We start from the raw sequence: 26,506 nt of genomic DNA, 5'->3' as shown, positions 1-26,506 counted from the left end.
CTTTAATATGCTCGCAACGCCCGAACAATTGATCGAAACCTTCGGTCTGGAGCAGGTGCCGGGCTATAAGATCAGTTACAACATCGCGCCAGGGCAAAAAATTCTCGGCATCGTGCAGCCGGATCGGAACGGCCTTAGCGCGGTCAGCCTCGATTGGGGGCTGGTGCCTTCCTGGGCCAAGGACAGCAAGATCGGGCATTCGCTGATCAATGCCAGGGCCGAAACGCTCGGCGACAAACCGTCGTTCAAGGCGGCTTATCACAAGCGGCGCTGCCTGATTCCGGCGACCGGCTTCTATGAATGGCAGAAGACCGAAAACGGCAAGCAGGCCTATCATATCTGCCGCGAGGACAGTCAATTATTCGCCTTCGCGGGGCTTTGGGAGCATTGGGAGCATGGCGCCAACACGCTGTATTCCTGCACGATCATCACGGCCGCCGCGAATGGATTGATGCAGCCGATTCATGAGCGGATGCCGGTGATTATCGGCGCCGAACAGTACCGCTTCTGGCTGGATCCCAGGCAGTCGCGGCAGAGTCTGGATCAACTCTTGGCGAATCCTGACTATGGCGGGATGCGCCTGTATCCGGTCAGCGACCGGGTCAATAATCCGCGCCATGATGATCGGCATTGTTTGGAGTAAATTCGGCGGCGTATTCCTGACCGGAATCGGCTCTTCCTATTATCTCTGTATCCGGATAATCGGACATTGGTCTGGGACAGGTTGCCGATGACGATAGCCTTCATGGCGTTGTTCGGTGCGATCGTCGGAGAATACATTTCGAGGCGGGCGGCGCGAGCGCTCTTCGCGCCGTTATTGGGGGTTGCTGAAGCATTTGATCGCGGCCGTAGCGCCTTATCTTTTCTATCGGGCGCTACGGCAAAAGGAAAAGGTTATTCGAGCAGCTTGAAAAAGCTTTTCGGGGCGCCGCAGATCGGGCATTCCCAATCGTCCGGAATGTCTTCCCAGCGGGTGCCGGGCGCGATGCCGCTGTCCGGATCGCCTTTGGCTTCATCGTAAATGTGCTCGCATTCCATACAGTGGTATTTCTTGTAATCCGGCATGTTTGCCCCTCGTCTGTGGTTAAAATTGCTCTGTATTAAGCCAGTTTGATCAGCCTGCCTTCGGCGGCCGACTGCAGCACGGCTTCGAGAATCCTGCAGTTATCCTTCGCGTCATCCAGCGACAGTGCGGGTTCCCGGCCCTTTAACACGCAATCGCTGAAATGTTCTATCTCGAGGCGGAAATGATTCGCCGGCGGCAGTCTTTCCTCGCATTGGCGGCCGTCTTCGGTCCACCAGGAAATGATCGGGATGTCGCCCGGCAATTGCCAGACCGTGTGGCATTTGATGCCGCCTTTGCTGCCGATCACTTCGTATTCGGAGCGGCGCGCGCGTTCGAAACTGAAGTCGAATTGCGCAAAGCGGCCGCGGCCGAAATCGATCACGCCGCTGCTCGAAATATCGGCGCCGCTGCCGACATAACTCGAAACGGCCGTCACCGCAATCGGCGCATCCTCGAAAAACATCCGCGCCGAATGCACCGCGTAACAGCCGATGTCCCATAAGGCGCCGCCGCCGTTTTCGACCGGCTGTTCGAGCCGGTACATGCGCGCCGGACGCATCATGAACGAATAGGTCGCGCGCACCGAGCGGACTTCGCCGAACAGGCCCGATTTGACCAGTTCCAGCACGCGGGCATGTTGGGGATGAAAGCGGTACATGAAGCCTTCCATCACGGTGACCTTATGGCGGCGCGCGGCGGTTTCGATCGCGCTGATGTCGTCCGCCGACAAGGCCATCGGCTTCTCGCAGAGCACATGTTTGCCGGCTTCGATCGCGCGCAGCGCCCAGTGGGCATGTTCGTGATTGGCCATCGGCAAATACACCGCATCGACTTCGGTGTCGTTCAACAGGTCTTCAAGATCGTCATAGGCGCGCGCCTCGGTTTGGCTCGGACCGTATTTGGCCAGCGTTTCGGCCGCCGCGCCGGGCCTGCGGCTCGCTATCGCAACGAGTTCCGCGTTTTCCGCTTCGACGATCGCCGGCAACAGGCGCTCGTTGATGCGCGCCGCGCCAAGGATGCCCCAGCGTAGTTTGGTTCTGTTGGTCATCGTTGTTCTCTGGTTGGGGTTATTAACGACGGCTGCAAAAAAACGTCGAAATTTCGCAGGCAGGAAGCTTGGGGAAGGAGCGAGGCGTTGGCCGCGAATGCCGCGGCCAACGCCCTAAACACCGTTGTCAATGCCGAAGCCGGCTTTGACTCGCCATGGCTTCCAGGCGCCGGCGCTTATTCGAGGTTCGCGTGCCGGTATCTCATCACTTCTTCGGCGATGCCTTTTTCGTGGATCAGATGCGATACTAACGCTTCGAGGAAAGACAGGGTCGACAGTTCGAACACCGTACCCATCGGCATGCCGACGACCTTGCCGTATTGGTCAGGGCTTCCGATCTGGATCACCTCGTCGGACATTTCGCCGATCGTCGAGCCGCTCTTCGCGGTGATCAGGCAGATTTGCGCGCCGATTTCGCGGGCTTTCTTCGTGAACGCGATCAACTGTTCGGTTTCGCCGGAGCCGGAAATGATGATCAACAGATCGCCTTTTTTGATGCTCGGGGTCACGATTTCGCCGACCACGCTGACATCATAGCCGCTGTGCATCAACCGCATCGCGAAGAAGCGGCAAACCAGGCCGGAACGTCCCGCGCCCGATACATAGACGCGCTTGGCGTTATCGAGCATGTGGGTCAGCTTGACCGGCAGGTTGTCGTCGGTCGCTTCCAGGATCGATTTGATTTTATTGAGGATCAGGGTTTGATGCGGCGAGCCGATGGTGCCGTCCACGAGCTGACGGATCTGTTTGGCGGCCGTCGCCGGGCAAGGGGCGCCGTAAATCGCCGCGCCGACCACGATGATGTCCGCGCCGGCCTTGACGACTTGATCGATGGTGGCAGGCTTGATGCCGCCCGCGACCGAGATTCTGACATCGAGGCCCAGGTCGGCGATCTCTTGCAGATCACCGAACGGCGTTTGGCCGGCCGCTTGCGCGTCGAGACCGGTGTGCACGCCGATGATCTGCGCGCCGAGTTCGGCCGCGGCGCGCGCGCAGGCGGCTTTATCGGGCACATTGATCAGGTCGATCTGCACCTCGGCATTGTGCGCCTGGGCCGCCTTGATCACGCCGCCGATCGTCGCGAGCCCGGATACGCCGAGCACGGTGCAAATGTCAGCGCCTGCCGCATAAAAAGGCGTCGCTTCGTATTCGCCTGCGTCCATCGTCTTCAGGTCGACCAGGATCAGTTTGTCCGGAAACTTTTCCCGCAAGGTTCTGACCAGTTCGACGCCGTTGTGCTTGATACAGGGCGTACCGATTTCGAAAATATCGACATAAGGCGCCGTTTGTTCGGCGAGGCTGAGGGTTTGGTCGAAATCCAGAGAATCCAGTGCCAATTGTATTAATGGTTTTGCCATTGTGCGCTCCCAATAGGTATTGTTATTGTCATAATGTGTAGCAACGGCCAACTCTAAATCAGGATGCGGGTGGATGTCAATTGCGTACGGGCCTTGGTTTGAGCTTAATGGCGGTGTTTTTTGCACAGGGCGGCGGGACTGCCGTGGCGCTGTCGGCAAGCGCTTGAAGTCGTGAAGAAAAGGACAGGAAAACCTGCAAGGAGGAGAGGGCGGGATAAAGCCGCCAAGGCGGGGCTGGTTATCTGGCGGTCCGCCCTAATTTGATCAGCCAATCCACCAGCGGCTTTAATTCGGCAGGCAGAGCCTGTTCCGCGGCGGTGACGCTGTGCTTTTTGCCGTCCTGTTCGATGATGATTTGATATTCAAACCGGTCGGGTTGGGGTTTCGAGGGGATCAGTGCCGGCAATTCAAAAAACCGCGCCGTTTCGAGCATTTGTTGCAGATCGGCGATTTCGGATGCCGAAAGGCTGGCGGCATCGATCGATTTGATCAACGGGATACCGGCAAAGCCGCCTGTTCTTTGAAGAGTCACATGCATGGTTTTATCTCCCATGGTAATAGACCGGGCTGGAAGCGTGCACGCTGCGGCGCCTGCGCACAGCAGGCATAGCGGCAAGGCGCGGAGAAAGACGCATCGCCGAACAGACGCCGGGAACCGGACGCGCATAACTATCGGCTTTCCGGACAGGGCGCGTTTCTGTTCGAAGCGGCTGAACCTTAAATAACCCCCACCGCCCGCCAGGCCTCGCGCACCGCAGTTTGTTCGGCGCTGTTTGGGCCGTAGAGATTGCCTGCCACCCGGATCGTGGCGTCGGCGGCGCCGCTGAAGGTCGAACGGGAGCGCAGCACGTCCCTGAGCGCGATATACCAGATTCTGCCGGCTTTCTCCCAGGCATGGCCGCCGATCGCGATGGCCGCCAGATAAAACGCATGGTTCGGAATGCCCGAATTGATATGCACGCCGCCGTTGTCCTGGCGTCCGCGAAAACGCTTCGTATAATGGGACGGCTGCGGATCTTTGCCGAGCATGTCGTCATCGTAGGCTGTCCCCGGCGCTTTCAGCGAACGCAGTCCCTGGCCGCTCACGCCGGGGGCGAGCAGACCCGCGCCGATCAGCCAGTCGGCCTGATCGGCGGTTTGATTCAATGTCCGTTGTTTGACCAGGCTGCCGAACACGTCCGCGAACGATTCGTTCAAGGCGCCCGATTCGTTCTGATACTGCAATCCGGCTTCAAACTGCACGACGCCGTGCGTCAATTCATGGCCGATGATGTCGACCGCAATCGTAAAACGGTTGAACAGCCGGCCGTCGCCGTCGCCGTAAACCATTTGGTTGCCGTTCCAGAAGGCGTTGTCATACTGCACATCGTAGTGCACGGTCGAATCGATCCTAAGGCCCCGGTCATCGATCGAATTGCGCTCGTAAACCTGACTGAATAAATCATAGGTCGCGCCGGCACCGTCATAGGCTTCGTTGACCGCGATGTCCTGCTTGGCCCGCCCCCCCTCTCCGCGCACCAGGCGCCCGGGCAGCGTGACGCCTTGCTTGGCATCATAAACGGTGCGCCGCTTTTCTCCGGTCGAAACCGCAAGCGCCGGCATGCTGCCCATGACGCCCCGGATGCCGCGGAACTGCTCGGTCATCCGCATCGTTTCCATGGTCAACTCGCGCATGGCTTCATCGCCGTGCTTGAGGATGTGGTCGGTCATATACGGCGGGATGATCGTGCAAAAGGCGCAAGCATGCGTTTCGGATTGGCGAGAGCGTCTTGAGTCTTGTGAAGCCGTGTTCTTTATTGCCATGATCACCCCCGAAGGTTAGTTAAAAAACAACTGAGACTTTTTGGCTTTATAACGCGATGGCTGAGGGTTGTCAACCACGACGTGTCTGGTGCTTCCGGATGAAAAGAAACACGTTATGCCGGGGTTGCGACGCGTCGCGAGGGATCGCTGAGGTCGGGAAGGAGGGGCAGGGGTCGGGAACGAACTTCCCAACCTGCCGCCATTTCAATTGAAAATCGTTTCGAACGAATAGCCGTTCACATGCAGGATCTCTTTTAATCGTTTCAATCCGTCCATCTGAATCTGCCGCACCCGCTCGCGGGTCACGCTCAATTCCAGCGCGACCTGTTCGAGTGTTTCGGCCTCATAGCCGCAGAGCCCATAGCGCCGGCAGATCACTTCGCGCTGCTTTTCCGGCAACTGAAAAACCCAGCCGGAAACGCTCTGGCGGATGCCGTCTTCCTGAATCCGGTCGGCGGCCGAGGGGGTGTCCTCATCCGAGATCGTCTCGACCATCGGTTTATCGACATCCTTGCTGCACGGCACATCGATCGAGGTGACACGCTCGTTCAACTTGAGCATTTTCTCGACCTTGTAGACCGGCTTATCCATGAACTGCGCAATCTCCTCGGCGCTCGGATCGTGATCGAGCGTCTGCTGCAGCTGGCGCTGCGCCTTCAGATACGTGTTCATTTCCTTCACGATATGAATCGGCAGGCGAATGGTGCGGGTCTGGTTCATGATCGCGCGCTCGATCGTTTGACGTATCCACCAGGTCGCGTAGGTCGAAAAACGGAAACCGCGGTCCGGATCGAATTTTTCGACCGCGCGAATCAAGCCGAGATTGCCTTCCTCGATCAAGTCGAGCAGCGGCAGTCCCCGGTTGAGATAACGGCGGGAAATCTTCACGACCAGGCGCAGATTGCTTTCGATCATGACCTTGCGGGCTTCGGAATCGCCGCGCAGGGCTTTGGCGCCGTAAAATTTTTCCTGATCGGCCGATAAGAGTTTCGAGCGGCCGAGATCGTTCAGATAGACGCGCGTCGCGTCGAAATTGTCATCGCGGGCTCTGAGCGTCTGGACTTCGCTTTCGATGTCTATCTCGTCGAGCGTGTCGTCCGCGTCCTCGAACTCTTCCGCTAAAAAAAGCTCCTCATCCTCTTCTTCAAAAGGCGGGCCGATGTCATCATCAGCGGGTTCCACTATCTCTTCTTTCATCTTATTCCCCCTGACGCTTCGCTTGATCAGTCAACAGTATCTTCATAGCTTCGGTAATAATGTAAGCGGGTTGACCGACTTACCCTGCTTGCGAATTTCAAAATGCAGCATGGCTTTCTGCGCGGCGCCCGTGCCAACCGTGGCGATGCCTTGTCCTTTTTCGACAACGTCGCCCTCCTTGGCCAATAAGGCGCTGTTATTCGCATAAGCGGTTAAATACTGGTCATTGTGCTTTATAATAAGCAGATTACCATATCCGATCAATCCTTGTCCGCTATAGACGACCTTTCCGGCCTCCGCGGCCCGTACCGTTTGCCCTTTTTTGCCGGCGATGCGGATGCCTTTTTTGCCCGTCTGGCTATAGCTTTTCAAAATATTGCCGGCTAACGGCCAGCCGAAGTTCAAATCGGCATTGTCTTTTTTCGCCATGGTGGCGCGTGGCTTTTTTTCGCTTGCCGGAACTTTAGCAGCCGGCTGCGCGCGCTCAGCCTTGGATATTATACTTTTTTTGGCCGTTAGCGCAGCAGCGATTGTTTTCGGCTTGCGTTTGGCGTCGTGTTTCTCGGCCGATTTGACCGGCTCAGGGGCGTCTGCGCTGTGTTTTTCCGGGCGCGGGTAAGGGGGGCGCGGCCCAGGTGGCGTTTCCTGCCGCTGCGGTAACGGCGGCGCATAGCCGCTAGCTACCTGAGGCGGATAGGTCGCATCCGGAAAGGCATCATCGATATGTTGATGGCCGCTCAGCACCGGCGCCAAATCGGTGCGTTCGGTACAGCCGGCCGCGATCGCAGCCAAAACCGCAAGCGACATCAACACGGTGTTTCGACAAACATGAGACATGGCACTTATCTTTCCAACAGCGTCTTTTTGGCCAGGTTGATTTTCGCGGCCAGATAATCGGAACCGCCCCGGTCCGGATGAATTTTTTGCATCAGCCGGCGATGGGCCTCGATGATTTCCTTGTCGCTGGCGCCCATCTTCAATCCCAAGACCTCGTAAGCTTCCGCGGCGGTCATTTTGCCTGACGTATGCCGGGATTCCTGTTGCTGCGCTTGTCCCTGCTGCGAGCGTTGCCAGGCCATCCAGATTTGATGCAGATAGGGCGCATTTTGCAGCAAGGACGGCAGCAATCTGAGCAGAAACGCCAGCGCCAGGCCGAGCACGGCAAACAGCCCCCCAAGCCAGCCGGCCGTCCCCATATACCCCAGCACCACGAGACCGCCGGCGATCAGCAGGTAGCGAAGAAAACGGGCCTTCGCGGAGGAGGGGGCTTTTTGTACTTTACGCAAGGCAAAAAAAACAAGCAAAATCAGCAGTAGAACAAACACAATGCGAATCAAGGTTGACTCCGGGGATCACTCAGGTTTGGCGCAAACAATCAAAACGCGCCGGACGACCGACTGGCGCGATGGCAGGCGATGATAACAGCCATGCCTCCGTTATCGTAGTGCTGGCGTAAATAATACCTTAGAATAGCGTGATTATTGACTCCGATCCAATTACGCTAACGCCATGCAACATGCACAAAAGCCGATACTCGGTTTTGCCGCCGCCAGCGGCACCGGCAAGACCACCTTGCTGGAGCAATTGATTCCTTTGCTGAAACAACACGGTCTGCGGGTCGGCCTGATCAAGCACAGCCATCATAGCTTCGACATCGACCATCCCGGCAAGGACAGTTACCGTCTGCGCATGGCCGGCGCCTCGCCGGTGATGATGGTCTCCAAATACCGCTATGCGATCATCAACGAGTTCGAAACGCCCGAGGAGCCGAGTCTGGACCGGCAGCTTAAAATTCTGGATCAATCCGGCCTGGATCTGATCCTGGTCGAAGGCTTCAAGGCCGAAAAATTTCCGAAGATCGAATTGCACCGACCGTCGCTGCAAAGGCCGCCACTGTTTCCTGATGACCCGAATATCATCGCGATTGCAAGCGACAGCCCGGTCGAAGCGCCGGAGCATCTGGTCAAGCTCGATCTGAACCGTCCCGACCTGATCGTCCGCTTCATCCTGGAACATTACCTGGAGTTCAAATGACCGACCTGTGCAGCCGCGAGGCGCTGCTTTCGATCGAGGCCGCGCGCGCGAGGATCGCGGCCTCGATACGGCCGGTTGCCGGCGTCGAAAGAGTGACGTTGCCACATGCGCTCGGCCGCGTATTGGCCGAACCGGTGCGCTCGCCGCTCGACATCCCGCACGACAGAAACGCCGCGGTCGACGGCTATGCCTTCAGCAGCCGGGACATCGACGCCTGGCAGCCCTTCCGCCTGCGCCTGGCGGGCGTTTCCTGGGCCGGCAAACCGTTCCAGGGACTACTCAAGGCGGGCGAATGCGTGCGAATCTTTACCGGCGCGGTCGTGCCGAGCGCGGCGGATTCGGTCGTGATGCAGGAATTCGCGAGCGTTGACGGCGGCCACATCGAGTTTCCGGCCGCGGTGCCGGCGCGCCGTTTTGTGCGCGAGATCGGCGAAGATGTCAAACGCGGCGAGTTTTTGTGCGGCGCCGGCAAAAAACTCGGCGCGATCGAACTCGGCCTCTTCGCCTCGGCCGGCATTTATGATGTCGCGGTCAAAAGGCCGGTCACTATCGCTTATTTTTCGACCGGCGACGAATTGACCGGCATCGGCCAGCCCTTGGCGCCCGGCCAGATTCATGACAGCAACCGCTACATTCTCGGCGGCCTGTTGGACGACCCTCATTATCGCGCCGCCGACCTGGGCGTGATCGGCGATGATAGGCGGCAGCTCGAAGACGCATTGAGCCAGGCGGCCCTGAGTCATGATGTGATCATCACGACCGGCGGCGCCTCGGTCGGCGAGGCCGATTTCATCCAGCAGGTTCTCGCTGGTCTCGGCGAGGTGCATGTGTGGAAGATTGCGATGAAACCCGGCAAACCGCTCGCCTTCGGCAAAATCGGCAACGCCTGGTTCTTCGGCCTGCCAGGCAATCCGGTGGCGGTCGCGGTGACTTTTCAGCAAATCGTCGAGCCGGCGCTCAGGCGGCTTGTCGGCTTAGCGCCGGCAAACCCGCTACGTATCAAAGCCACCTTGACGACAGCGCTCAAAAAAGAGATCGGCCGCCTCGAATTTCAGCGCGGCATCCTGACCCAGGATGCGGCCGGCGAATTTTTTGTCGCCTGCGCCGGCGGCCAGGGCTCGCACATGCTGGCTGCGATGTCCGCGAGCAACTGCTATATCATCCTGCCGACCGACTGCGGCGGCGTTCCGGCAGGCGAGCCGGTTTGGGTCGAGCCTTTTCGCACGGCGCTATGACAAAAAAAACGGCTGGCGGCGCGGCCTCGGTTATCCACAATTCCTGTGGATAACGTTGTGGAAAAGCTCTCGATAACCGTCCGCGAAGCCGAGGAATCCTGCCCTGTCATCAAATTGTAAAAAGTTTATACAAAATTAATTAGTTGTTTAATATCAGTGGCTTGTATAAATGAATCGGATGTTGGCAGAGTCCTGGCCCTGCCAAAATCAGAACGAGTGACAAGCGCTCGACTGTGTGTATAACATAGACAAAAACCGCAAATTAAATCCCATTGGATGCCATTTTAAAAACAATCACTTCAACGGATCCGCGCATGCTCGTTTTCATTCTACTCAGTCTTGCTTTGGGCTATCTCGTACAGACCGCGGATCCCTTGATAAACGTGTTGGCGACGCCGTCTTTCCTCTATTCGGGCATCGGCGGCGCCTTGCTGGCGATCGCCGGTTCGCTGGTCAAAAAAGGCCATTTCAGGCTCTGGTACGACCTGTTTGCTTCGAGCGTGTTACTGGCCTGGTTCGCCTATTGGAAGTCGCTGTTCAACGATGACGCGCCGATGTTTTTTTTCTTTCCGGTGTATTTTGCCGCCATGAGCGCATTCGTCTCGCTCGCTTTCATCGGTCCATCCGAACGTCTCGACCAGGAATCCCTCCGCTACATGCGCCTGCTTGCCGAGCAAAAAGGCTTGCAGCCCTGGATCATCATGTTGGGCGCGCTCGGGAGTTTGCAATTGCTGGAACATTATCTGGTTTTTCCGGTACTGATCACGCTGTTGCTGCTGCGCTTTGCGCTGGATTCTTGTGTCGAACGGAATAGCCGGAGGAATACGTGAGGAAGAAACCGCGTCGGCAATAATAAACCGCCTTTGCTTTTGCCAAGAGGCGGTTTGTTTTGAGTCGGTCGGCAGTGTTCGCCGCTGCTTTCGAACTGATGATGCGTTAGTGAATATGCACCTCACGCGACTTATAAGTATCGCTTCTTTGCAGCTCATACCCTTCCTTTTTTATGCCATCGGCATTCAGCTGAATCAGCGTGCCTTCGTCTTCAATATGAAAACTTCGCGGGTTTGCTCCTCCTTTTTTTGGCGTTAACACCACGGTACGCTTTTCGTTATTCCAGTCATATTTGCCTCTTTCATAATACTCCCGCGAGGACTCTTTGGCGGGCTGAGTCACCAACAGATAATTTTGCTTTTGTTGTAAGGACAGCGTCGTTTTAACGCCATCGCAATCGTCGCAGGGGAGATAGCCGTAAAAAACGCCATGAAACTCCAGGCTTTTATCGGCAGGGTTTTGATGTGCCGAGTGATCTATGTCCTTCTGCAGGGTCTTTGCACGCGCTCTGGCGAAACCTTCTTGCGCTTCGAGGTCTGATGCCGCCATTGCAGGAATGGCAGCAAGCAGACCGCCAGCCAGAAACAGAGTCAGAGTGTGTTTTAATTGATTTTTTAATGCTCGCATGATGACTTTCCAGAAAAGTAACGAGGGTTGTGCCATTGGAAAACGGAGCGGAAAATTTACCAGATTTACCGACAATGAGCTTCTAAATTTGTCAGCAAGCTGGCTCCTGATTAATCATATGCGTTGCGAGTTGCTGCAAGGCATTTTGGATATTGGTTTTCAGCCGCGGATCCATGGTCATTTCCGCCAGGGCTTTATTCATGCACAGCATCCACTGGTCACGCTCCGATTCGCCAATTGCGAACCGCAAATGACGGGCGCGCAGCATCGGGTGGCCGAATTCTTCGATGAACAAGTTGGGGCCGCCGAGCCAGCCGGACAGAAACTTGAACAGCTTGTCCTTGGCGGAGCCAAGACTCGGCTGGTGTACGGCGCGTATGCCTTGTGCCTCGGGCAGGGTGTCCATATAGAAGTAAAACCGGTCGACCAAACTGAGGATGGTCTGCTCGCCGCCGATGACGTCGTAAGGCGTGAGGGATGTCATTGCTAAGTGCTCTTAGAGGTTGGATTGCTGTTTATATTAGGCGTCGTGGGAACATCATTCCCAAGGGGAAAAAGGATGCTATCAAAGCCTTGTCAGTACCGCGCACCCTTCAAATCCTGAAAAATTGGAATGATGCGCGGAGTCTAACCCTCAGGGGGTTACGCAGACTTGCTTCTTTTCTTGACGGTCTTGCGAGCGACCGAAGACTTTGCGGTTTTCGATTTCGTGCCGGTGGTTTTTTTGGCGACCCGCGTCACGCCGCCGCGTTTATTTTTGGCGACTGTCATGCCGCGCTTCGCACCGCGCTTGCTGATGATGTTTTTGCCGGACCGTGTCTTGCCGGCTGCGAGGCGGTGATAGCCTGAGGCGGCGCGGGTTCGGTGGTGCGCTTGGTAATGTTTGGCCGCGGGCCGATGATAACTCGCATGCGGAACATTGTCATCGCCGGATGCGACCGTAATGCCTCTGCGGTTGCCGCAACCGAGCTGATAAGGCGGCTCGCCGCCCATGCTTTCGGTCATCGTGCTGATGTTGCGATACGAGCCGTCGCCGTAGCGATTGGAAAAGCCCCCGTCCATCATGTTCATCATCAGCTGGTAGCGTTCCGCGCTGGTCATGCCGCCCATCACAACGCCGATCAAGCGCTTGCCGTTCTGGGATGCCGAGCTCATCAGGTTGAAGCCGGAGCCGCAGGTGAAGCCGGTTTTCATGCCTTCCGCGCCGGGGTAACGGGCGGTGAACTTGTTGATGCCGTGCAGCTCGCGTCCTTTGAAGAAAAAGCCGTGGCTGCCAAAGTAAGGATAATAGTTGGGAAAATTCTTCATGATTTTCCAGGCCAGTACCGCCAAATCGCGCGGCGTGGTAACCTGCAAATTGTTAGGCAAACCGGTCGCGTTCATGAAGCGGGAGTTGTACATGCCCAACTGGCGCGCCTTGGCGGTCATCTGCGACGCGAATGCTTCCTCGCTGCCGCCCAGATGTTCGCCCAGCACGACCGCCGCGTCGTTAGCCGAGCGGGTGATCACGGCCAGTATCGCCTCTTCGACGCTCAGGGTTTCGCCCGCACGGAGGCCCAGCTTGCTTTGCGGTTGCCGGGACGCATGAGAGGATGTGGTCATCCTGTCGTGCAGGCCGATTTGCCCTCGGCTGAGCGCCTCGAAGGCCATGTACAGCGTCATCACCTTGGTCAGCGACGCCGGATACCAGGGGCGCGTCGCATCGATTTCGTGCAGCACATTGCCGTTTTCGGCGTCGATCATGATCGCGGCATGGCGCGCCTGGGCGGAGCCGGCCAGCAGAAATGCCCCTAACGCCAGCAGTACAACAACAAACGACTTTACTTTACGCATTGAAAAATCTCAAAAAAAACTGACCGACTCAAAAAGGGTGGGGGCATGGGACGCGCGGAACGGAGTAAGTCGAATCGCTCGGGGCGTTGCCGTGAAGCCAGCGCGGGCCAAGCGGCATACCACGAAAACTGTGTGGCAACGCGACGAAGAACTCGCTAGCTTAACAGTAGATCCCGTAAATTTTCCTTAAGCTATACCCATGGCTATTATTTTAGCAAAGTACGGAAAAGGGGAGGAATCTATTTAGGAAGGGCTAATACATGCCCCAGAGTCGCTCGGTTAAACCCTTCAGGGGCGACAGGCTCATCCTGAACGGTTTAACGAGATGGATTGAAGATTTTCTTTCGAGTTTGCCGTTAGCAGGGCTCAGTGCCGCTTGCTTTTTTGGGGCTGGGCCGTCAAATCGGTCAGGCAGTCATGCGGCGGTTCGCCGGAACAGATGCCCCAGGAGCCTCCGAACAGGCCTTCGTTGCTGGGTTTCCAGTTTTCCGAAAAGGCTTCGAAGACGACGCCTGACCCTTGTTTTTCGGCCAGCTTTTTCAGCGTCGAGCGGATTACCAAGGCCTGATTCTTGCGGTTGGCGATGCCGCAATGCTCGCCGGTATGGACATTGGTTTCGGTTGCGCCTTCGGGCGCATAGGGCCAGCCGAATTCGGTTACGATCACGTCCTTGCCGGGGTAGGCGCGCCGGATATCCTCGCGTCTCGCCAGATGGAAATCGGCCGCTTTCTCGGCCGGCGTGCAGGAAAAAACGCCGGCATGCTTGTTCTCCCACCAGGGAAATATATTGATGCCGATCCAGTCGACCGAGTTTGCGAAAACGGTCTGCTGGCAAGGCGTCGCGCGGTTGCACCATTCCCACCAGGTATCGATCGTGGTGACCGGCTGCGCGATCTTCGCCTCGCGCATCGCGTTGATGCAGCGGGTTATCTCGCTATCCAGCGCGTTGCCGTGGCGGGTGCGGACTTCCGAACCGCAACTGAGCTTGATGATCGTTTTCGGGTAGGTTCTGGCGACTGCGATGCCTTTCGAGATCGAGGCGGAATTGACCTCGATGTCTTTGTCGAGCCACAGGATCGCAATCACCTTGATTCCTCTCGCCTCGGCCGCCGCAAACGTCGCGTCGAGGCCGTTCAATACGCCGTAGGTCATGATGCAGCGGAAAGGCGTTTTCTCGACCAGCACGTCCAGCAATTGCTCGATTTGGGCTTGAGTCGGATGCGGACCGTAATCGGGGTTCAACTGGCCGACGTAGGGGCTGAAGGCGACGCATTGCAGCGGCGCCGTTTGGGCAGCTTTCTGCGCGGCTTGTTGCCCGCGAGCCGAGGCGTGTTGGCTGGTCATCAACATCGATGCCAGCGCGAGAGCGTATAAAATCTGTTTCATGAGAACCTGTATTCGAGGGGGCAGGGAAGTCTGTTACGACAGATGACTCTAATCTGTTTTACGCTTGAGCACCTGCTTCGCCTCGTGCCAGAAGGCATCGAGCTCATAAAGATCGCAATCGGTCAGATTGCGGCCGGAGGAGGCGACCTGCTGTTCGATGTAATTGAAGCGGCGCGAGAATTTTTTGGTGCTTTCCTTCAGCGCCATTTCGGCATTCACATCGAGATGCCGCGCAAGGTTCACGACTACCAGCAACAAATCGCCGATTTCCTCGCGGATATGATATTGATCGCCCGACTGCCAGGCTTCCCGGACTTCCTCGAGTTCCTCCATCACCTTGTCGAAGACCGGCGGCGCGTCGGGCCAGTCGAAGCCGTGCTGCGCGGCGCGGTCCTGAATCTTTTCGCATTCGAGCAGGGCCGGCAGGCTGCCCGCGACGCCGGCCAGTACGCTGACCGGTTCCGCCGAGGTCTCTTTGGCCCGGCGTTCCTCGGCCTTGGCCTGTTCCCAGGCCTCTTGGCGCTCCGCGTCGGTCTCGAAGACCGCGTCGGCGAAGACGTGCGGATGCCGGCGAATCAGTTTGTCGCTGATGCTTGCCGAAACCTGTTCGAAATCGAACAGGCCGCGTTCCTTCGCCAATTGCGAATGAAAAACGACCTGCAACAACAGATCGCCGAGCTCGGAGCGCAGGTCGTCCATGTCGTTGCGTTCGATCGCATCGACGACTTCGTAGGCCTCTTCGATCAGATAAGGGATCAGCGTAGCGAAATCCTGCCGCAGGTCCCAGGGGCAGCCCCGCTCGGGATCGCGCAGGCGCGCCATGATGTCCAGGAGGTTTTGGGTGTTTTTCAGCATGTCGGTCAAAACTCGGAGCCGAAACTTTCCCGGTAGCGCTGCTTGAAGGCATCCATGTCGAAGCTGTGGTTCTGCGTGCCGTTATGTTCGATCTTGATCGTGCCCATCAGGGAAGCGATCCGTCCGGTCACGGCCCAGTCGAGTTCGTTCATCAGGCCGTACAAGAGGCCGGCGCGGTAGGCGTCGCCGCAGCCGGTCGGATCGAGCAGTTGTTTCGGCGGCGCGGACGGAATGTCGATGCAGCGGCCATGCGTATAAATTTTCGAGCCCTGCGCGCCGAGCGTCACGATCAGCGCCTCGACCCGCTTGGCCAGTTCGTCGAGCGGCAGGCCGGTGCGCTGCTGCAGCAGTTCGGATTCGTAGTCGTTGACCACCGCCCAGGTGGCTTGGTCGAGGAAGGTCAGGAGTTCCTCGCCGTTGAACATCGGAATGCCCTGGCCCGGATCGAAAATGAACGGAATATCGAGCTCGCGGAATTGCGCCGCATGCAAGAGCATGCCGTCCCTGCCGTCCGGCGAGACGATGCCGATCGTGATGTCGTCCCGATGGGTCGGCACCGAATTCAGGTGCGACTCGCTCATCGCGCCCGGATGGAACGCGGTAATCTGATTGTCGTCTTCGTCGGTGGTGATATAGGCCTGGCCGGTGTAATGGTTGTCGAGAATCCGGATGAATTCGCGCGACAGGCCGTTCTGGCAAAGCCATTGCATGTAAGGCTCGAAATCGTGGCCGACGGTCGCCATGATCAGCGGCTCTTCGTCGAGCAGATTCAGGTTGTAGGCGATGTTGCCGGCGCAGCCGCCGAACTCGCGGCGCATCACCGGCACCAGAAACGACACGTTCAGGATATGCACCTTGTCCGGCAGGATGTGATTCTTGAAGTGGTCATGGAACACCATGATCGTGTCGTATGCCATCGAACCGCAGATCAATGCGCTCATGATTTAACTCCTAATAGTATGTAAGCCCAAGTAACCGCCGCCCAGACCAGCGACAACATCACCGCCGACGAGCCGATGTCCTTGGCGCGGCCCGATAATTCGTGGCGTTCCAGTCCGACCCGATCGACGACCGCCTCGATCGCCGAATTCAACAATTCGACCAGCAATACCAGCACGATGCTGCCGATCAATAGCAATTTTTCGATCGGCGACTGGCCCAGCCAGATCGCCAACGGCGTGGTGACCGCAAACAGCAACACCTCCTGCCGGAACGCTTCCTCATGCGTCCACACCGCCTTGAATCCGGCCGCCGAAAAATAACACGCATTGATCAGGCGCTTGAGGCCTTTCTCATTTTGATTTGCCATGCACTACCATAAAAGGTTGTTTGAAAAGGGGCTGACGATGCGCCAGGCGCCGTCGCTTGCCGGGCTCTGCTTAATCGGCGTCTATCATTTGCTGATAGGCGCCGGCATCCATCAATTGATCCAAGGTGGAAGTATCGTCGGCTTTTACGCAAAAAATCCAGGCGTCGTAGGGCGCATCGTTGACCTGTTCGGGACTGTCGGACAAACTGTCATTGACCGCGACGATCTCGCCGCTGACCGGGCTGTACAGGTCGGAAGCGGTCTTGACCGATTCGACCACCGCGCATTGCTCCTTAGCCTCTACTTTGCGGCCGACCTCCGGCAACTCGACATAGACCAGGTCGCCCAATTCCTGTTGCGCGAAGTCGGTGATGCCGACGCGCACCACATTGTCGCTTTCCTGTTTCGCCCATTCATGGGTCGCGGCGTATTTCAGATTTTCCGGCAAATCACTCATATCGTCCTCTGTTGATAAATTACAAACTCTTTGGGCGGCGGAGAAGCCCGCGCCAGGCATCGTTTCTGCGTCCATCATACCATTGAAGCGCCTGCTTTCTCCACCGGGACGAGACGAACGGGCGCCCGTTTCGCCCGGCGCAGGCCGACGGATATTTTTTAGCCGTCCGGAACCTTCAGGCGATATTCTTGTTTAACTTCAGGTCCAAGTCTTCGTCAAGCCATTGTACCAAGAGACTATGAAAAACATTCACCATATGCTGGAAGATATCCGGCAGGAAACCCTCCTGACCGCCTTTTTGACCGGCCGCAAAACGCTCTCGCCGGAGGTGATGGAGGCGATGCGCGACGTGCCGCGCGAGCAGTTCGTCGATCCCGGCATGACGTGTTTGGCATTCGATAACGGGCCGCTGCCGATCGGTTACGGCCAGACCATCTCCCAGCCTTTCATCGTCGCGCTGATGACCGATTTTCTGGACATTAAGCCGACCGATGCGATCCTCGAAATCGGCACCGGTTCGGGTTATCAGACCGCCATCCTGTCGCTTCTGGCCGCCCGGGTTTACACGCTCGAGGTGATAGAAGATTTGAGCCTCGAAGCGGTCGATCGTTTCAAAAGACTCGCTTATCAAAACATCCACGCCAAGGTCGGCAACGGTTATGACGGCTGGCCGGAACAGGCGCCCTATGACGGTATCATCGTGACCGCCGCCGCGCCTTATGTGCCGGATGCGCTGATCGACCAGTTGAAAGTCGGAGGGCGGCTCGTGATTCCGCTCGGCCATCCTTTCGGGCACCAGGAACTGATCCTGCTTGAAAAACGGGCGAAAGGGCCGCACAAGATCAGCAAAATCCTAGACGTCGCCTTCGTGCCCTTGGTCGATCAGCCGAAAAAATGGCACTAAATACACGGTTAAGGGTCGGATAGCTAAAGCTTAGGCCTAGGAGTTTATCGTAATGATCCATCCAAAACATCTACTGCTGGTGTTGTTGCTCTTGGCGGTATTGCTGCTTCTCTCTACTGTCCTTGCTTGGGCAGAGCCGGATGCCTATGCACGGCAGCGCGCGGCGATGGTGGCCGAAATCGAAGAGTATATGGCATACACGGCCGATAGGCTGGGACGAAAAACCTTGAGCCACCCCGTTGCGGACGCGCTACGCAACGTGCCCCGGCATCAGTTCGTCGGCGAGGATCAGCGCCCGTATGCCTATCAAAATCGGCCGCTGCCGATCGGTCATGGCCAGACCATTTCACAGCCTTACATCGTCGCGGTGATGACCGAATTGCTCGATTCGAAACCCGGCGACAAGGTGCTCGAGATCGGTACCGGTTCGGCCTACCAGGCGGCGGTGCTCGCCACGGTCGGCGCCGACGTTTACAGCATCGAGATCATCGAGCCCTTGGCCGATAGCGCCCGCGAGCGGATCAAAAAGCTGGGCTATCAAAACATCCACACCCGCACCGGCGACGGCTATTACGGCTGGCCCGAAGCCGCGCCGTTCGACGCGATTCTGGTGACCGCGGCCGCAAGCCACATTCCGCCGCCCTTGATCAAGCAGCTGAAACCGGGCGGGCGCATGCTGATCCCCGTCGGCGACCGCTTCAATGTACAGCAACTGGTGCTGGTCGAAAAAGACCGGAATCAGAAAATCAAAACCCGGCAGTTGCTGCCGGTGGCCTTCGTTCCCCTGACCGGAACGCACCCTTGAGCGCGAATCCGGAGGCAATGAACCGCTATCCGGGCCTGCCGCTGGCGATCGCACTGGTTTCGGGCGCGGCTATCGGCTACGAAATCCTGCTGATGCGGCTGTTTTCTATCATCCAGTGGCATCATTTCGCCTACATGATCATCAGCTTGGCCTTGTTGGGCTACGGCGCCAGCGGGGTGGTTCTGGCGCTTTACCGGGACTGGCTGAATGCGCGCTTCCAATGGGTGTTTCCCGGCGGCATCTTGCTGTTCAGTCTCTCGGCCCCGGGCTGCTTCTGGCTCGGGCAGCGCCTGCCGTTCAATCCTTCCGAGCTATTTTGGTCGCCGGCCCAGCCTCTGTATCTTTTGATGCTCTATCTGCTCCTGGCCTTGCCGTTTTTTTTCGCAGCCTCCGCGGTCGGGCTGGCGCTGTTCCGCTTCCGCGACGAGGTGTCGAGCATCTATGCGGCCGATCTGGCCGGCGCCGGCCTCGGCAGCCTGGTCATTATCGGTTTATTGTTTCTGGTGCCGCCAGGCCAAGCGCTGATCGCCCTGGCCCTGATCGGCCTCGCCGGCATCCTGCCGGTCTCGATAGCGTGGGAAAAAAGCTGGAGGGGACCGGCCGTCTGCGCGGCCGCACTGGCGCTTTTGTGGCTCGCGCCTTCGGACTGGAAAACCCTGCACATATCCCCGTACAAGGAGATGCAGCAATTGCTGCGGATTCCGGGAACCCGCATCATCGACAGTTTTTCGAATCCTATCGCCTATACCGATGTGGTCGAAAGCAGGGTCACGCCGCTGCGGCATGCGCCCGGCCTCAGCCTGAACGCCGAGCGCGAGCCGCCCGCCCAGTATGCGCTGTTCTCGGATGCGGGCAATATGTCCGCGCTGACCCGCTACAACGGCGATCGGGCCACGATTTCGTATCTGGATCAGACCACTTCCGCGTTGCCCTATCACCTGAACAAGCCGGAGCAGTTGTTGATCTTGGGCGTCGGCGCCGGCAGCGATCTGCTGCAGGCCGAATGGTTCGGCGTTCCCTCGGTCGATGCGGTCGAACTGAACGGCCAACTGATCGATTACATCAAGACCCGGTACGACGCCTTCAGCGGCGGCATCTTCACGAATGGCCGCCTCAGGCTGCATATCGGCGAGGCGCGCGGCTTCGTCTCCGGCACGAAGCTGCGTTTCGACCTGATCCAGATCGCCTTGATGGATGCCTACGGCGCCTCGTCCGCCGGCCTCTATGCCTTGAGCGAAAATTATCTCTATACGGTCGAAGCGTTGCAGGAATATATTCGCCATCTGCAGCCGGGCGGCTATCTGGCCTTGACCCGCTGGGCCAAGATGCCGCCGCGCGATGCGTTGAAATTGTTTGCGACCGCCGCCGAAGCGCTGGAGCGCTCCGGCATCAGCGAGCCCGGCAGGCGACTGCTGCTGATCCGCGGCTGGCAGACCAGCACCTTGCTGGTCAAGAACGGCGAGGTCGCGCTGGCGGACGTCGTGAAGCTCAAGACCTTTTGCGAGGACCGCAGTTTCGACATCGATTATTACCCCGGCATCACCGAGCCCGAGACCAATCGCTTCAATCAATTGCCGGAATCGTATTACTACCAGGGCGCAAGCCAGATCCTCGGCGCCGGGCGGGCGGCCTATCTGGACCGTTACAAATTCGCGATCGATCCCGCGACCGACGACCGGCCTTATTTCTTTCAGTTTTTCAAATGGACCACCTTGCCCGAAATCCTGTCGCTGTACGGGCAAGGCGGCATCTCCCTGCTCGAAACCGGCTACATCATCCTGGTCGCCGGCGCGCTGCAGGCGCTCCTTGCCGCCGCCCTGTTCATCGGCCTGCCGATGTGGCGCTGCAAGCAAAGGCTTGGCTTGCCGGATTATTCGCCGCGCTTGTGGCGTGTGATGGGTTATTTTTTCCTGCTCGGCAACGCCTTCCTGTTCATCGAAATCGCTTTCATCCAGAAATTCATCCTGTTTTTGCATCATCCGGTGTATTCGGTCACCGTGGTATTGTGCACGTTTCTGATTTCGGCCAGCGTGGGAAGCTATGCGACGCGTTCGCTGCACGCTATGCGCCATGGTCATATTGCGCCGATTCTCGGCATTGCGGCGCTGGCGCTCTTCTATATCCTGTTCTTTAAAAACCTGACCGGGGTGTTTCTCGATCAGTTCGTTCCGGTCAAAATCGCGGTGACCGTGCTCTTGATCTCGCCCTTGGGATTTTTGATGGGCATGCCGTTCCCGCTCGGACTGCAACGCGTCGCCGTCTTATCGCCGAGTCTGATCCCCTGGGCCTGGGGCGTCAACGGCTTCGCCTCGGTGATCAGCGCGAGTCTTGCGACCCTGATCGCGATCCATGGCGGCTTCAATGTGCTGATTTTGACCGCGGTGGGTCTTTATTTGGGCGCGGCGGTCTGTTTGCCGCGTATCGAACGAGCACTATAAAGCTCTGGCCGGACAAAACAGCAAACCGGGGCATATCGTCTTCCGAAAAAAGTAGCGATCTAGAACAATTTGATCAGCGTGCGGCGGCAAGTCCGTGGGTATTCGGCAGGCGCCATGACGCAGCGGTTGACCGTTGCGGACTGCCAACGATTATTTTTGCCAACTGCGTAACACAATCGATCAAGACTCCTCCATCCCACAGGATTCAGCAGGTTTCCTCATTTCCAAGCCGGCTATACTTCACTGGACTTTAACTTTTCTTAATTCATCTAGTGAGGAAATCCTGTGAAATCTTTTAACCGAAACCTGTTGTGGGGAGCGGTGCTGGCCGCCATCACACAAAATGGCGCGTTTGCGGGCAGCTCCGCGATGGTCAGCGTCAACGCCCAGCAAATCGTCGGCAACAACGACAGCTACGATCCCTCCCTGTCGAAAGGCGGCTCGGCGGTCGCGTTCGAGTCGGACGCGGCCAATCTAACGCTGGGCGACGGCAATAACGCGAGGGACGTTTTTATCAAAGGAGGCAAAACTCTGACCCGCATCAGCGTTAACAGCCTGGGCCAGGAGGGGTTCAACAGCGGTTTACATAATGGAAATACAATAAATTGGTGGGATTCGAATAACTATGCAGACAGCGAAAACCCATCCATTTCCGCAGACGGCAAGCTCGTAGTCTTCCAGTCCAATGCGAATAATCTGGACCTGTTAACGCAAGACAGCAATAACGATACCGACAACGACAAAGAAACGGATATTTTTCTGCGCGATGTCGCCAAAAAGAAAACCTATCGGCTGAGCGGGATCATGGACGGCGCCGACAATGCGATAACGCCTGACCTTAAAGATGCAAAGAACCAGCCTCTGGCAAAAGCCGACGCGCCCTGGAAAATTCTGACAGAAGCCAACGACGCCAGTGCCAATCCGGTCATCGCCGGCACGCTGAAAGCCGGCGTAGTTGCTTTTGAATCGAAAGCCACCAATCTGTCGTCACCGTTTACCCCCTCCGGTAAGAAGAATATTTATGTGATCGACCTGAAAACCAAAAAAATCGAATTGATCAGCGCGGCACACGATCCGTTGACCGGTGCTCCAACGACCCAGGCTCAAAACGCCACACCCGCAGCTGTCGATAGTACAAATCCGGCGCTGTCGCCCGATGGACGTTTCGTCGCGTTTCAAAGCAGTGCGACCAATTTGGTCTCTGGTGTCAGCGGTACGGCGAAAACCGACATATTTCTCTATGACCGAGTAACATTCAGAATGTATCAGCTGAGCGGCGCCTTGAGTGCTTCGGCGCCATTTTCGGTAACCGCCGAAGGCAATGAAAACAGCGGCAATGCCTCCATTACCGGAGGCGGTAAAGGCAAAAGCTATCTGATTGCATTCGATTCCGCGGCGACCAATCTCGATTCCGTACAGGGAGGAGATTCGGGGCCCGATTCGGATATTTTTGTAGTTGAATTTAAACCCGGTGCTTCCATTGTACCCAGTGATCCTTTGAGCGTTGGCGAAATCCTGTCGGTCAAGCGAATTAGCGGACCGGTTGATGCAAACGGCAATGTGATTGGAGAGGCATGGAGAGAGAACGGCGATAGAGACGCGGACAGTAACTTCCCGGTGATTGCGGGCAACAATACCGCCTATACCGTGGCTTTTAAATCAGAAGCCGACAATTTGTTGGCTGATACGCTGGATAGTTTCTGGAATGAAGACAGCAATAAAGTGGCCGACATTTATGTTTACGATAGCAAGACTCGTTTGTTTTCACGGGCCAATGTCGACGTTGGCGGGGAGCAAGGGATAAAAGTAGCCGACAGGCCAGCTTTGTCGCCGGATGGCAAAGCCGTTGGCTTCGACACCGTCGATGATTACCTGGTCCCATTTTTTGGCGACAATGAGGATACTCAAGTCTATCTCCGTAAACGCTGATTCCTTTTATCCCCCTACTAACAAGGCCCGCTATGCGGGCCTTTTTTTATCAGCCTGTCAGCCGGCCTAGCAGTATTTCACGTTCTTAATGGCTACCTCTGCTTCCTACTCTTGAGTCCTGTATGGGGCAATGACATTGCGTAAGACTTATGGGTTATTGCGGCTTTTTGATTCGATGTGAAGATTCGTATTGGTTTAAGTTTTTACTTAATTTAAAATTAAAAAACGTTTAAACTGATTCGAAACCACTCCCGGCATACGAGGTTGCGAATACAAGCCAGTGCCTGCCAAATTCAAATTAAGCAAGCGTGAATGGGGTTGGATTGCGATCCTGACTTTGCTTTTCTTTGTGTTCGACATCGGACTCTTTCTCGAACAAGACCTCACCATCCCGGTCGAAGGCGCAACAGCGAAGGACTGGAATCGGGACGCGTTCTGGCGCGAACCTTGGGGAAAATCCGGTGTCCATAAAGGCATTGATATTTTCGCGCGCCGGGGAACGCCCGCTCTGGCGGCGGCTTCCGGTGTGGTCGTGTATCAGGGCGAATTGAAACTCGGCGGCAATGCGCTGATGATCTTCGATTCCAAATGGCGTCTGCATTATTACGCTCATCTCGACTCGACAACGGTCGGCATGGGGACTTGGGTGTACAAGGGGAATGTGGTCGGCACGGTCGGAGATTCCGGGAACGCCCAAGGTAGGCCGACACACTTACATTATTCGATCATGAGTCTGATTCCTTACCCCGATCGGTATTCCACGCGTACGGAGGGATGGAAGCTTATGTTTTATCTGAATCCTACTGATTATCTGCGCTAACGTATGAAAAATACAAACGACGATGATGCAATCGCAAAAGCGCTCCAGGAACGCTATTCGCGCATACTGGGGTCGGGTGAATTCAAGGCTCCCACCGAAGTGTCGAAGGTAAGCCCGCTACGTTGGACTGTTGGGTTTTTCATCATCGTGATATCGGCCGCGGCGCTTGGCTCCTGGTATTTCTTCAGGCCTTCTGCGGTGAGAACAATTGATGTGGCGACCATCCCTCCCAAAACAGCGCCTCAACAACCGCCGCTCCGTTCCGGGGGCACGGAGCTATACCTTCAGACCGAGACTGGACAGCCGGAACCGCTTCTTTCTGAAGAACCCGTCTCGAGCGCGAATACGGGAGAATCCACTTCGCCTGCTGAAGATATTGATTTGGCGAGTCTGTATAAGCAGCAGATTTCCGAGGTGCGCCCTTCGAGCAATGGAGAGATGAAGCCTAAACCGGTAGCACCTGGTGCATTGCTAGTCGTTCTATTATCGACAACATCGAAAGAGGAAGCGATCGAGCGCGCCAAGGAACTCATTAACAGCGGCAACCCGAGCGAAGTGATATTAAGCGCGTCGGGTTACTATGGTGTCGTCTTGCGGCACGATACCTACGAACAAGCCCAGACCGCGATTAAGGCGCTTGTCGCCTCGGGCGTCGCCAAGACCGCGCCTTACATCATGTCTGCGGATCGCGTTAAAGCGCAGATCTATCCTGAAATACGCTAAGGATTTGGGAAAAAATCTCTTCGCAAAGACCTGCGAGATTTTCAACCCCCCCGCAGGTCTTTGCCGTTTTTCGCGCTTGTTATTTTTAACCCAGGTCTAGGCGTTGTTTGACGCGGGGCTGAAGGCCGGCGCATGTTGTAACGGCCAATCCCGGTAATTGAATACCTGGCCGTTTTCCCGCACCCTGGCGATGCCGTCCAGATCGATTTCCGCAAACACCCACTGGCTCGCGTTCAGTTCGCCGATCGCTAAAACGCCGTTATCCGGAAAGCCACGATCTACCGGCGTATAGATCGCCGCCGCGCCGATGTTCACATCGACCGCTTCTGACCACGGCGCCAGGCCGACCGTCGGCGACTGCACCACATAGCACTGGTTTTCAAGCGCCCGTGCCTGGCAGCCGATGCGGACGCGGTGGTAACCGGCCAGCGAGTCGGTGCAGCTCGGCACCAGAATCAGATTCGCGCCGGCTTCGACCTGTTTTCTGGCCAGTATCGGGAACTCGCTGTCATAACAGACGTTGATCGCGATGCGGCCGTATTCGGTGTCGAAACACTTCAATTCGAGGCCGCGATTGATCAGCCATTGCTCGTTCTCGAAGCGGGTCATCATCAGCTTGTCCTGATAATCGAATTCGCCGTTCGGCATGAACAGATAGGCGCGGTTGTGATAAATCTCGCCGTCGATTCGCACCGGAAACGTGCCGGACTGGATGTAGCACCGATGCTTTTGCGCCAGTTCCTTGTACAGTTCGATATAGTCGTCGAGCAGGGACTGCATCGCTTCGAGCTGTTTGCTCAGCGAGGAATAAATGGCCTGGCCGAACAAGGAGGCGAGTTCCATGCTGCCGTACTCGGGGAACAGCAGGATTTTCGCGCCCTGGTCTGCGGCTTCGCCGACCCAGCGTTCGATCTTTTGCCGGTAGTCCTGCCAGTTTTCGAAAAAACCGATGTCGTACTGCGCGGCGGCGATCTTAACTTTCATGTTTCAGCCAGAAGGTCATCGGTTTCGGGGTCTCGACTTCGTCGTCCAGGTCTTTCCAGAGATAGGTCGTCTTCAGTTCGGGGTGCTTCACATAGCCGCGCTTGTTCCAGAACTTGTCGAGCGGCACATAATCGGCCGGACGGCGCGGATGGTCGATCGGCCGTTCGACGCAGCAGAAGGTGATGTGCTTGAAACCGCCCAGTTCCTGCGCATGCGCCTCTCTTTCCTCGAAAAAGCGCACGCCGATGCCGAGGCCTCGGTAATTTCTGTCCAGCACCGATTCACTGCAATAAAAAACCTCCTCCAGCTTATAACCGTTTTCGATGAACGGCCGCTTCATCTCCTCGGTTTCGTACTGCATCGGAATCGCGGTCGAGGCGCCGACGATCTTGTCGCCGTCGAACGCAATCACGATCACGCTTTGCGGGCAGTTCAGATAGGTTTGCAGGTATTTTTCTTCATATTCGTAAGTGCCGTCGTACAAATACGGGAACTCACGGAACACTTGGATTCTGAGTCGAGCCAGCTCCTTGATATAAGGTTCGATGGCCTTGCCGCTAAATCTTGCAATGCGAATATCTTTGGACATGAAAAGGATTAAACGAGGTGAAAAAAGGCGATAGTTTACCAGAGCTTAGAGCTCATGTGCAGGGAGAGGCGCATATCAGCGTTCTTGCGGCATGCATTCAAGCTTCAGGTTTCCGGCATCGTTCAAAAAATAGGCCATATGCCGCAATCGAGTGTGGCATATGGCCTATTTTTTGCCTGAAAGCCCCGCAAAGGCATCAGTTTATCAGTATAAAGTAATTGGCATGCGTCTTGCTCTAAATGCGATCTTGTAGCCCGTTGTTTAAAGGCAAAGCC

General features: G+C 56.7%; 28 protein-coding genes. 10 read left to right on the top strand and 18 right to left on the bottom strand.

Annotated features, from left to right (window positions below; genetic code table 11):
* Nucleotides 1-7: 7 nt before the first annotated feature.
* The gene (locus ACEPPP_RS06915; protein WP_374090305.1) at nt 8-643 is read left to right on the top strand and encodes an SOS response-associated peptidase; all 636 of its coding nucleotides are present in this window, start codon (nt 8-10) and stop codon (nt 641-643) included.
* Between the two features lie 251 nt (nt 644-894).
* Here ACEPPP_RS06915 and ACEPPP_RS06910 read toward each other — a convergent pair whose 3' ends face one another.
* From ACEPPP_RS06910 to ACEPPP_RS06875, 8 genes are all read right to left on the bottom strand, one after another.
* The gene (locus ACEPPP_RS06910) at nt 895-1,065 is read right to left on the bottom strand and encodes a rubredoxin (protein ID WP_374090304.1); all 171 of its coding nucleotides are present in this window, start codon (nt 1,063-1,065) and stop codon (nt 895-897) included.
* A gap of 35 nt (nt 1,066-1,100) precedes the next feature.
* Nucleotides 1,101-2,114, bottom strand: coding sequence for a Gfo/Idh/MocA family protein (locus ACEPPP_RS06905; RefSeq protein WP_374090303.1), 1,014 nt, complete (start codon nt 2,112-2,114; stop codon nt 1,101-1,103).
* A 176-nt stretch (nt 2,115-2,290) separates the two neighbouring features.
* Nucleotides 2,291-3,472, bottom strand: a complete 1,182-nt coding sequence (gene hxlAB / locus ACEPPP_RS06900) for a bifunctional 3-hexulose-6-phosphate synthase/6-phospho-3-hexuloisomerase (protein ID WP_374090302.1) — start codon at nt 3,470-3,472, stop codon at nt 2,291-2,293.
* A gap of 238 nt (nt 3,473-3,710) precedes the next feature.
* Nucleotides 3,711-4,010, bottom strand: coding sequence for a protealysin inhibitor emfourin (locus tag ACEPPP_RS06895; protein WP_374090301.1), 300 nt, complete (start codon nt 4,008-4,010; stop codon nt 3,711-3,713).
* 179 nt (nt 4,011-4,189) lie between these two features.
* Nucleotides 4,190-5,275, bottom strand: a complete 1,086-nt coding sequence (locus ACEPPP_RS06890) for a M4 family metallopeptidase (protein WP_374090300.1) — start codon at nt 5,273-5,275, stop codon at nt 4,190-4,192.
* A 204-nt stretch (nt 5,276-5,479) separates the two neighbouring features.
* Entirely contained in the window at nt 5,480-6,472 is a 993-nt protein-coding gene (rpoS, locus tag ACEPPP_RS06885) for an RNA polymerase sigma factor RpoS (RefSeq protein ID WP_374090299.1), read from the bottom strand.
* 42 nt (nt 6,473-6,514) lie between these two features.
* Nucleotides 6,515-7,309, bottom strand: a complete 795-nt coding sequence (locus tag ACEPPP_RS06880; RefSeq protein ID WP_374090298.1) for a peptidoglycan DD-metalloendopeptidase family protein — start codon at nt 7,307-7,309, stop codon at nt 6,515-6,517.
* Nucleotides 7,310-7,314: 5 nt separating this feature from the next.
* Complete coding sequence (locus tag ACEPPP_RS06875; protein WP_374090297.1) at nt 7,315-7,797, bottom strand: DnaJ domain-containing protein; 483 nt, start codon at nt 7,795-7,797, stop codon at nt 7,315-7,317.
* Nucleotides 7,798-7,981: 184 nt separating this feature from the next.
* Here ACEPPP_RS06875 and mobB point away from each other — a divergent pair, with 184 nt between their 5' ends.
* From mobB to ACEPPP_RS06860, 3 genes are all read left to right on the top strand, one after another.
* On the top strand, nt 7,982-8,506 hold the full coding sequence (gene mobB / locus ACEPPP_RS06870) for a molybdopterin-guanine dinucleotide biosynthesis protein B (protein ID WP_374090296.1): 525 nt from the start codon (nt 7,982-7,984) through the stop codon (nt 8,504-8,506).
* Nucleotides 8,503-9,741 carry a gephyrin-like molybdotransferase Glp gene (gene glp / locus ACEPPP_RS06865; protein ID WP_374090295.1) on the top strand — a complete coding sequence of 413 codons (1,239 nt, stop codon included), beginning with the start codon at nt 8,503-8,505 and terminating at the stop codon, nt 9,739-9,741. The genes mobB and glp overlap by 4 nt, the downstream gene beginning before the upstream one ends.
* 314 nt (nt 9,742-10,055) lie before the next feature.
* Complete coding sequence (locus ACEPPP_RS06860; protein ID WP_374090294.1) at nt 10,056-10,571, top strand: hypothetical protein; 516 nt, start codon at nt 10,056-10,058, stop codon at nt 10,569-10,571.
* A 106-nt stretch (nt 10,572-10,677) separates the two neighbouring features.
* Here the strand turns inward: ACEPPP_RS06860 and ACEPPP_RS06855 are convergent, their stop codons facing one another.
* The 8 genes from ACEPPP_RS06855 to gcvH form a co-directional block, all read right to left on the bottom strand.
* Nucleotides 10,678-11,199 carry a copper resistance protein NlpE gene (locus ACEPPP_RS06855; protein ID WP_374090293.1) on the bottom strand — a complete coding sequence of 174 codons (522 nt, stop codon included), beginning with the start codon at nt 11,197-11,199 and terminating at the stop codon, nt 10,678-10,680.
* Nucleotides 11,200-11,290: 91 nt separating this feature from the next.
* On the bottom strand, nt 11,291-11,683 hold the full coding sequence (locus tag ACEPPP_RS06850; protein WP_374090292.1) for a group II truncated hemoglobin: 393 nt from the start codon (nt 11,681-11,683) through the stop codon (nt 11,291-11,293).
* Nucleotides 11,684-11,841: 158 nt separating this feature from the next.
* Nucleotides 11,842-13,032, bottom strand: a complete 1,191-nt coding sequence (locus ACEPPP_RS06845) for a D-alanyl-D-alanine carboxypeptidase family protein (RefSeq protein WP_374090291.1) — start codon at nt 13,030-13,032, stop codon at nt 11,842-11,844.
* A gap of 366 nt (nt 13,033-13,398) precedes the next feature.
* Nucleotides 13,399-14,418 (bottom strand): exo-beta-1,3-glucanase, encoded by a 1,020-nt coding sequence (locus tag ACEPPP_RS06840; RefSeq protein ID WP_374090290.1) that lies wholly within the window; start codon nt 14,416-14,418, stop codon nt 13,399-13,401.
* A 48-nt stretch (nt 14,419-14,466) separates the two neighbouring features.
* The gene (gene mazG / locus ACEPPP_RS06835) at nt 14,467-15,273 is read right to left on the bottom strand and encodes a nucleoside triphosphate pyrophosphohydrolase (RefSeq protein WP_374090289.1); all 807 of its coding nucleotides are present in this window, start codon (nt 15,271-15,273) and stop codon (nt 14,467-14,469) included.
* A 5-nt stretch (nt 15,274-15,278) separates the two neighbouring features.
* On the bottom strand, nt 15,279-16,214 hold the full coding sequence (locus tag ACEPPP_RS06830; RefSeq protein ID WP_374090288.1) for a carbohydrate kinase family protein: 936 nt from the start codon (nt 16,212-16,214) through the stop codon (nt 15,279-15,281).
* Complete coding sequence (locus ACEPPP_RS06825) at nt 16,211-16,582, bottom strand: diacylglycerol kinase (protein ID WP_374090287.1); 372 nt, start codon at nt 16,580-16,582, stop codon at nt 16,211-16,213. Before ACEPPP_RS06825 ends, ACEPPP_RS06830 begins: the two co-directional genes overlap by 4 nt.
* A 70-nt stretch (nt 16,583-16,652) precedes the next feature.
* Nucleotides 16,653-17,039 (bottom strand): glycine cleavage system protein GcvH, encoded by a 387-nt coding sequence (gcvH, locus tag ACEPPP_RS06820; protein WP_374090286.1) that lies wholly within the window; start codon nt 17,037-17,039, stop codon nt 16,653-16,655.
* A 238-nt stretch (nt 17,040-17,277) separates the two neighbouring features.
* Here gcvH and ACEPPP_RS06815 point away from each other — a divergent pair, with 238 nt between their 5' ends.
* The 6 genes from ACEPPP_RS06815 to ACEPPP_RS06790 all read left to right on the top strand — a co-directional run bounded on the left by ACEPPP_RS06815 (nt 17,278) and on the right by ACEPPP_RS06790 (nt 24,658).
* Nucleotides 17,278-17,943 carry a protein-L-isoaspartate(D-aspartate) O-methyltransferase gene (locus ACEPPP_RS06815; RefSeq protein ID WP_374090285.1) on the top strand — a complete coding sequence of 222 codons (666 nt, stop codon included), beginning with the start codon at nt 17,278-17,280 and terminating at the stop codon, nt 17,941-17,943.
* A 52-nt stretch (nt 17,944-17,995) separates the two neighbouring features.
* The gene (locus ACEPPP_RS06810) at nt 17,996-18,748 is read left to right on the top strand and encodes a protein-L-isoaspartate(D-aspartate) O-methyltransferase (RefSeq protein WP_374090284.1); all 753 of its coding nucleotides are present in this window, start codon (nt 17,996-17,998) and stop codon (nt 18,746-18,748) included.
* Nucleotides 18,745-21,186, top strand: coding sequence for an SAM-dependent methyltransferase (locus ACEPPP_RS06805; RefSeq protein WP_374090283.1), 2,442 nt, complete (start codon nt 18,745-18,747; stop codon nt 21,184-21,186). Before ACEPPP_RS06810 ends, ACEPPP_RS06805 begins: the two co-directional genes overlap by 4 nt.
* Nucleotides 21,187-21,495: 309 nt before the next feature.
* A complete protein-coding gene (locus ACEPPP_RS06800) occupies nt 21,496-23,115 on the top strand; it encodes a hypothetical protein (protein WP_374090282.1) in 1,620 nt (539 codons plus the stop codon).
* 280 nt (nt 23,116-23,395) lie between these two features.
* Entirely contained in the window at nt 23,396-23,935 is a 540-nt protein-coding gene (locus tag ACEPPP_RS06795) for a M23 family metallopeptidase (protein WP_374090281.1), read from the top strand.
* A 3-nt stretch (nt 23,936-23,938) separates the two neighbouring features.
* Nucleotides 23,939-24,658, top strand: a complete 720-nt coding sequence (locus tag ACEPPP_RS06790) for a hypothetical protein (RefSeq protein ID WP_374090280.1) — start codon at nt 23,939-23,941, stop codon at nt 24,656-24,658.
* A gap of 96 nt (nt 24,659-24,754) precedes the next feature.
* On the opposite strand, the gene ACEPPP_RS06785 is transcribed toward ACEPPP_RS06790, so the two are convergent.
* Both ACEPPP_RS06785 and ACEPPP_RS06780 read right to left on the bottom strand, forming a co-directional pair.
* Complete coding sequence (locus ACEPPP_RS06785) at nt 24,755-25,642, bottom strand: carbon-nitrogen hydrolase family protein (protein WP_374090279.1); 888 nt, start codon at nt 25,640-25,642, stop codon at nt 24,755-24,757.
* Nucleotides 25,632-26,231, bottom strand: coding sequence for a GNAT family N-acetyltransferase (locus tag ACEPPP_RS06780; RefSeq protein WP_374090278.1), 600 nt, complete (start codon nt 26,229-26,231; stop codon nt 25,632-25,634). The genes ACEPPP_RS06785 and ACEPPP_RS06780 overlap by 11 nt, the downstream gene beginning before the upstream one ends.
* Nucleotides 26,232-26,506: the final 275 nt, after the last annotated feature.

Origin of the sequence: Methylomicrobium lacus (genome assembly GCF_041897535.1) — a bacterium.
Lineage (GTDB): Bacteria > Pseudomonadota > Gammaproteobacteria > Methylococcales > Methylomonadaceae > Methylomicrobium > Methylomicrobium lacus_A.
This window is presented reverse-complemented; position numbering and strand designations above follow the sequence as displayed.

Excerpts from the sequence above, each read along its gene's own strand:
- ACEPPP_RS06915 (WP_374090305.1), top strand. The coding sequence starts at position 8 with ATGCTCGCAACGCCCGAACAATTGATCGAAACCTTCGGTCTGGAGCAG.
- ACEPPP_RS06910 (WP_374090304.1), bottom strand. The coding sequence starts at position 1,065 with ATGCCGGATTACAAGAAATACCACTGTATGGAATGCGAGCACATTTAC.
- ACEPPP_RS06905 (WP_374090303.1), bottom strand. The coding sequence starts at position 2,114 with ATGACCAACAGAACCAAACTACGCTGGGGCATCCTTGGCGCGGCGCGC.
- hxlAB (WP_374090302.1), bottom strand. The coding sequence starts at position 3,472 with ATGGCAAAACCATTAATACAATTGGCACTGGATTCTCTGGATTTCGAC.
- ACEPPP_RS06895 (WP_374090301.1), bottom strand. The coding sequence starts at position 4,010 with ATGCATGTGACTCTTCAAAGAACAGGCGGCTTTGCCGGTATCCCGTTG.
- ACEPPP_RS06890 (WP_374090300.1), bottom strand. The coding sequence starts at position 5,275 with ATGGCAATAAAGAACACGGCTTCACAAGACTCAAGACGCTCTCGCCAA.
- rpoS (WP_374090299.1), bottom strand. The coding sequence starts at position 6,472 with ATGAAAGAAGAGATAGTGGAACCCGCTGATGATGACATCGGCCCGCCT.
- ACEPPP_RS06880 (WP_374090298.1), bottom strand. The coding sequence starts at position 7,309 with ATGTCTCATGTTTGTCGAAACACCGTGTTGATGTCGCTTGCGGTTTTG.
- mobB (WP_374090296.1), top strand. The coding sequence starts at position 7,982 with ATGCAACATGCACAAAAGCCGATACTCGGTTTTGCCGCCGCCAGCGGC.
- glp (WP_374090295.1), top strand. The coding sequence starts at position 8,503 with ATGACCGACCTGTGCAGCCGCGAGGCGCTGCTTTCGATCGAGGCCGCG.
- ACEPPP_RS06860 (WP_374090294.1), top strand. The coding sequence starts at position 10,056 with ATGCTCGTTTTCATTCTACTCAGTCTTGCTTTGGGCTATCTCGTACAG.
- ACEPPP_RS06855 (WP_374090293.1), bottom strand. The coding sequence starts at position 11,199 with ATGCGAGCATTAAAAAATCAATTAAAACACACTCTGACTCTGTTTCTG.
- ACEPPP_RS06850 (WP_374090292.1), bottom strand. The coding sequence starts at position 11,683 with ATGACATCCCTCACGCCTTACGACGTCATCGGCGGCGAGCAGACCATC.
- ACEPPP_RS06845 (WP_374090291.1), bottom strand. The coding sequence starts at position 13,032 with ATGCGTAAAGTAAAGTCGTTTGTTGTTGTACTGCTGGCGTTAGGGGCA.
- ACEPPP_RS06840 (WP_374090290.1), bottom strand. The coding sequence starts at position 14,418 with ATGAAACAGATTTTATACGCTCTCGCGCTGGCATCGATGTTGATGACC.
- mazG (WP_374090289.1), bottom strand. The coding sequence starts at position 15,273 with ATGCTGAAAAACACCCAAAACCTCCTGGACATCATGGCGCGCCTGCGC.
- ACEPPP_RS06830 (WP_374090288.1), bottom strand. The coding sequence starts at position 16,214 with ATGAGCGCATTGATCTGCGGTTCGATGGCATACGACACGATCATGGTG.
- ACEPPP_RS06825 (WP_374090287.1), bottom strand. The coding sequence starts at position 16,582 with ATGGCAAATCAAAATGAGAAAGGCCTCAAGCGCCTGATCAATGCGTGT.
- gcvH (WP_374090286.1), bottom strand. The coding sequence starts at position 17,039 with ATGAGTGATTTGCCGGAAAATCTGAAATACGCCGCGACCCATGAATGG.
- ACEPPP_RS06815 (WP_374090285.1), top strand. The coding sequence starts at position 17,278 with ATGAAAAACATTCACCATATGCTGGAAGATATCCGGCAGGAAACCCTC.
- ACEPPP_RS06810 (WP_374090284.1), top strand. The coding sequence starts at position 17,996 with ATGATCCATCCAAAACATCTACTGCTGGTGTTGTTGCTCTTGGCGGTA.
- ACEPPP_RS06790 (WP_374090280.1), top strand. The coding sequence starts at position 23,939 with ATGAAAAATACAAACGACGATGATGCAATCGCAAAAGCGCTCCAGGAA.
- ACEPPP_RS06785 (WP_374090279.1), bottom strand. The coding sequence starts at position 25,642 with ATGAAAGTTAAGATCGCCGCCGCGCAGTACGACATCGGTTTTTTCGAA.
- ACEPPP_RS06780 (WP_374090278.1), bottom strand. The coding sequence starts at position 26,231 with ATGTCCAAAGATATTCGCATTGCAAGATTTAGCGGCAAGGCCATCGAA.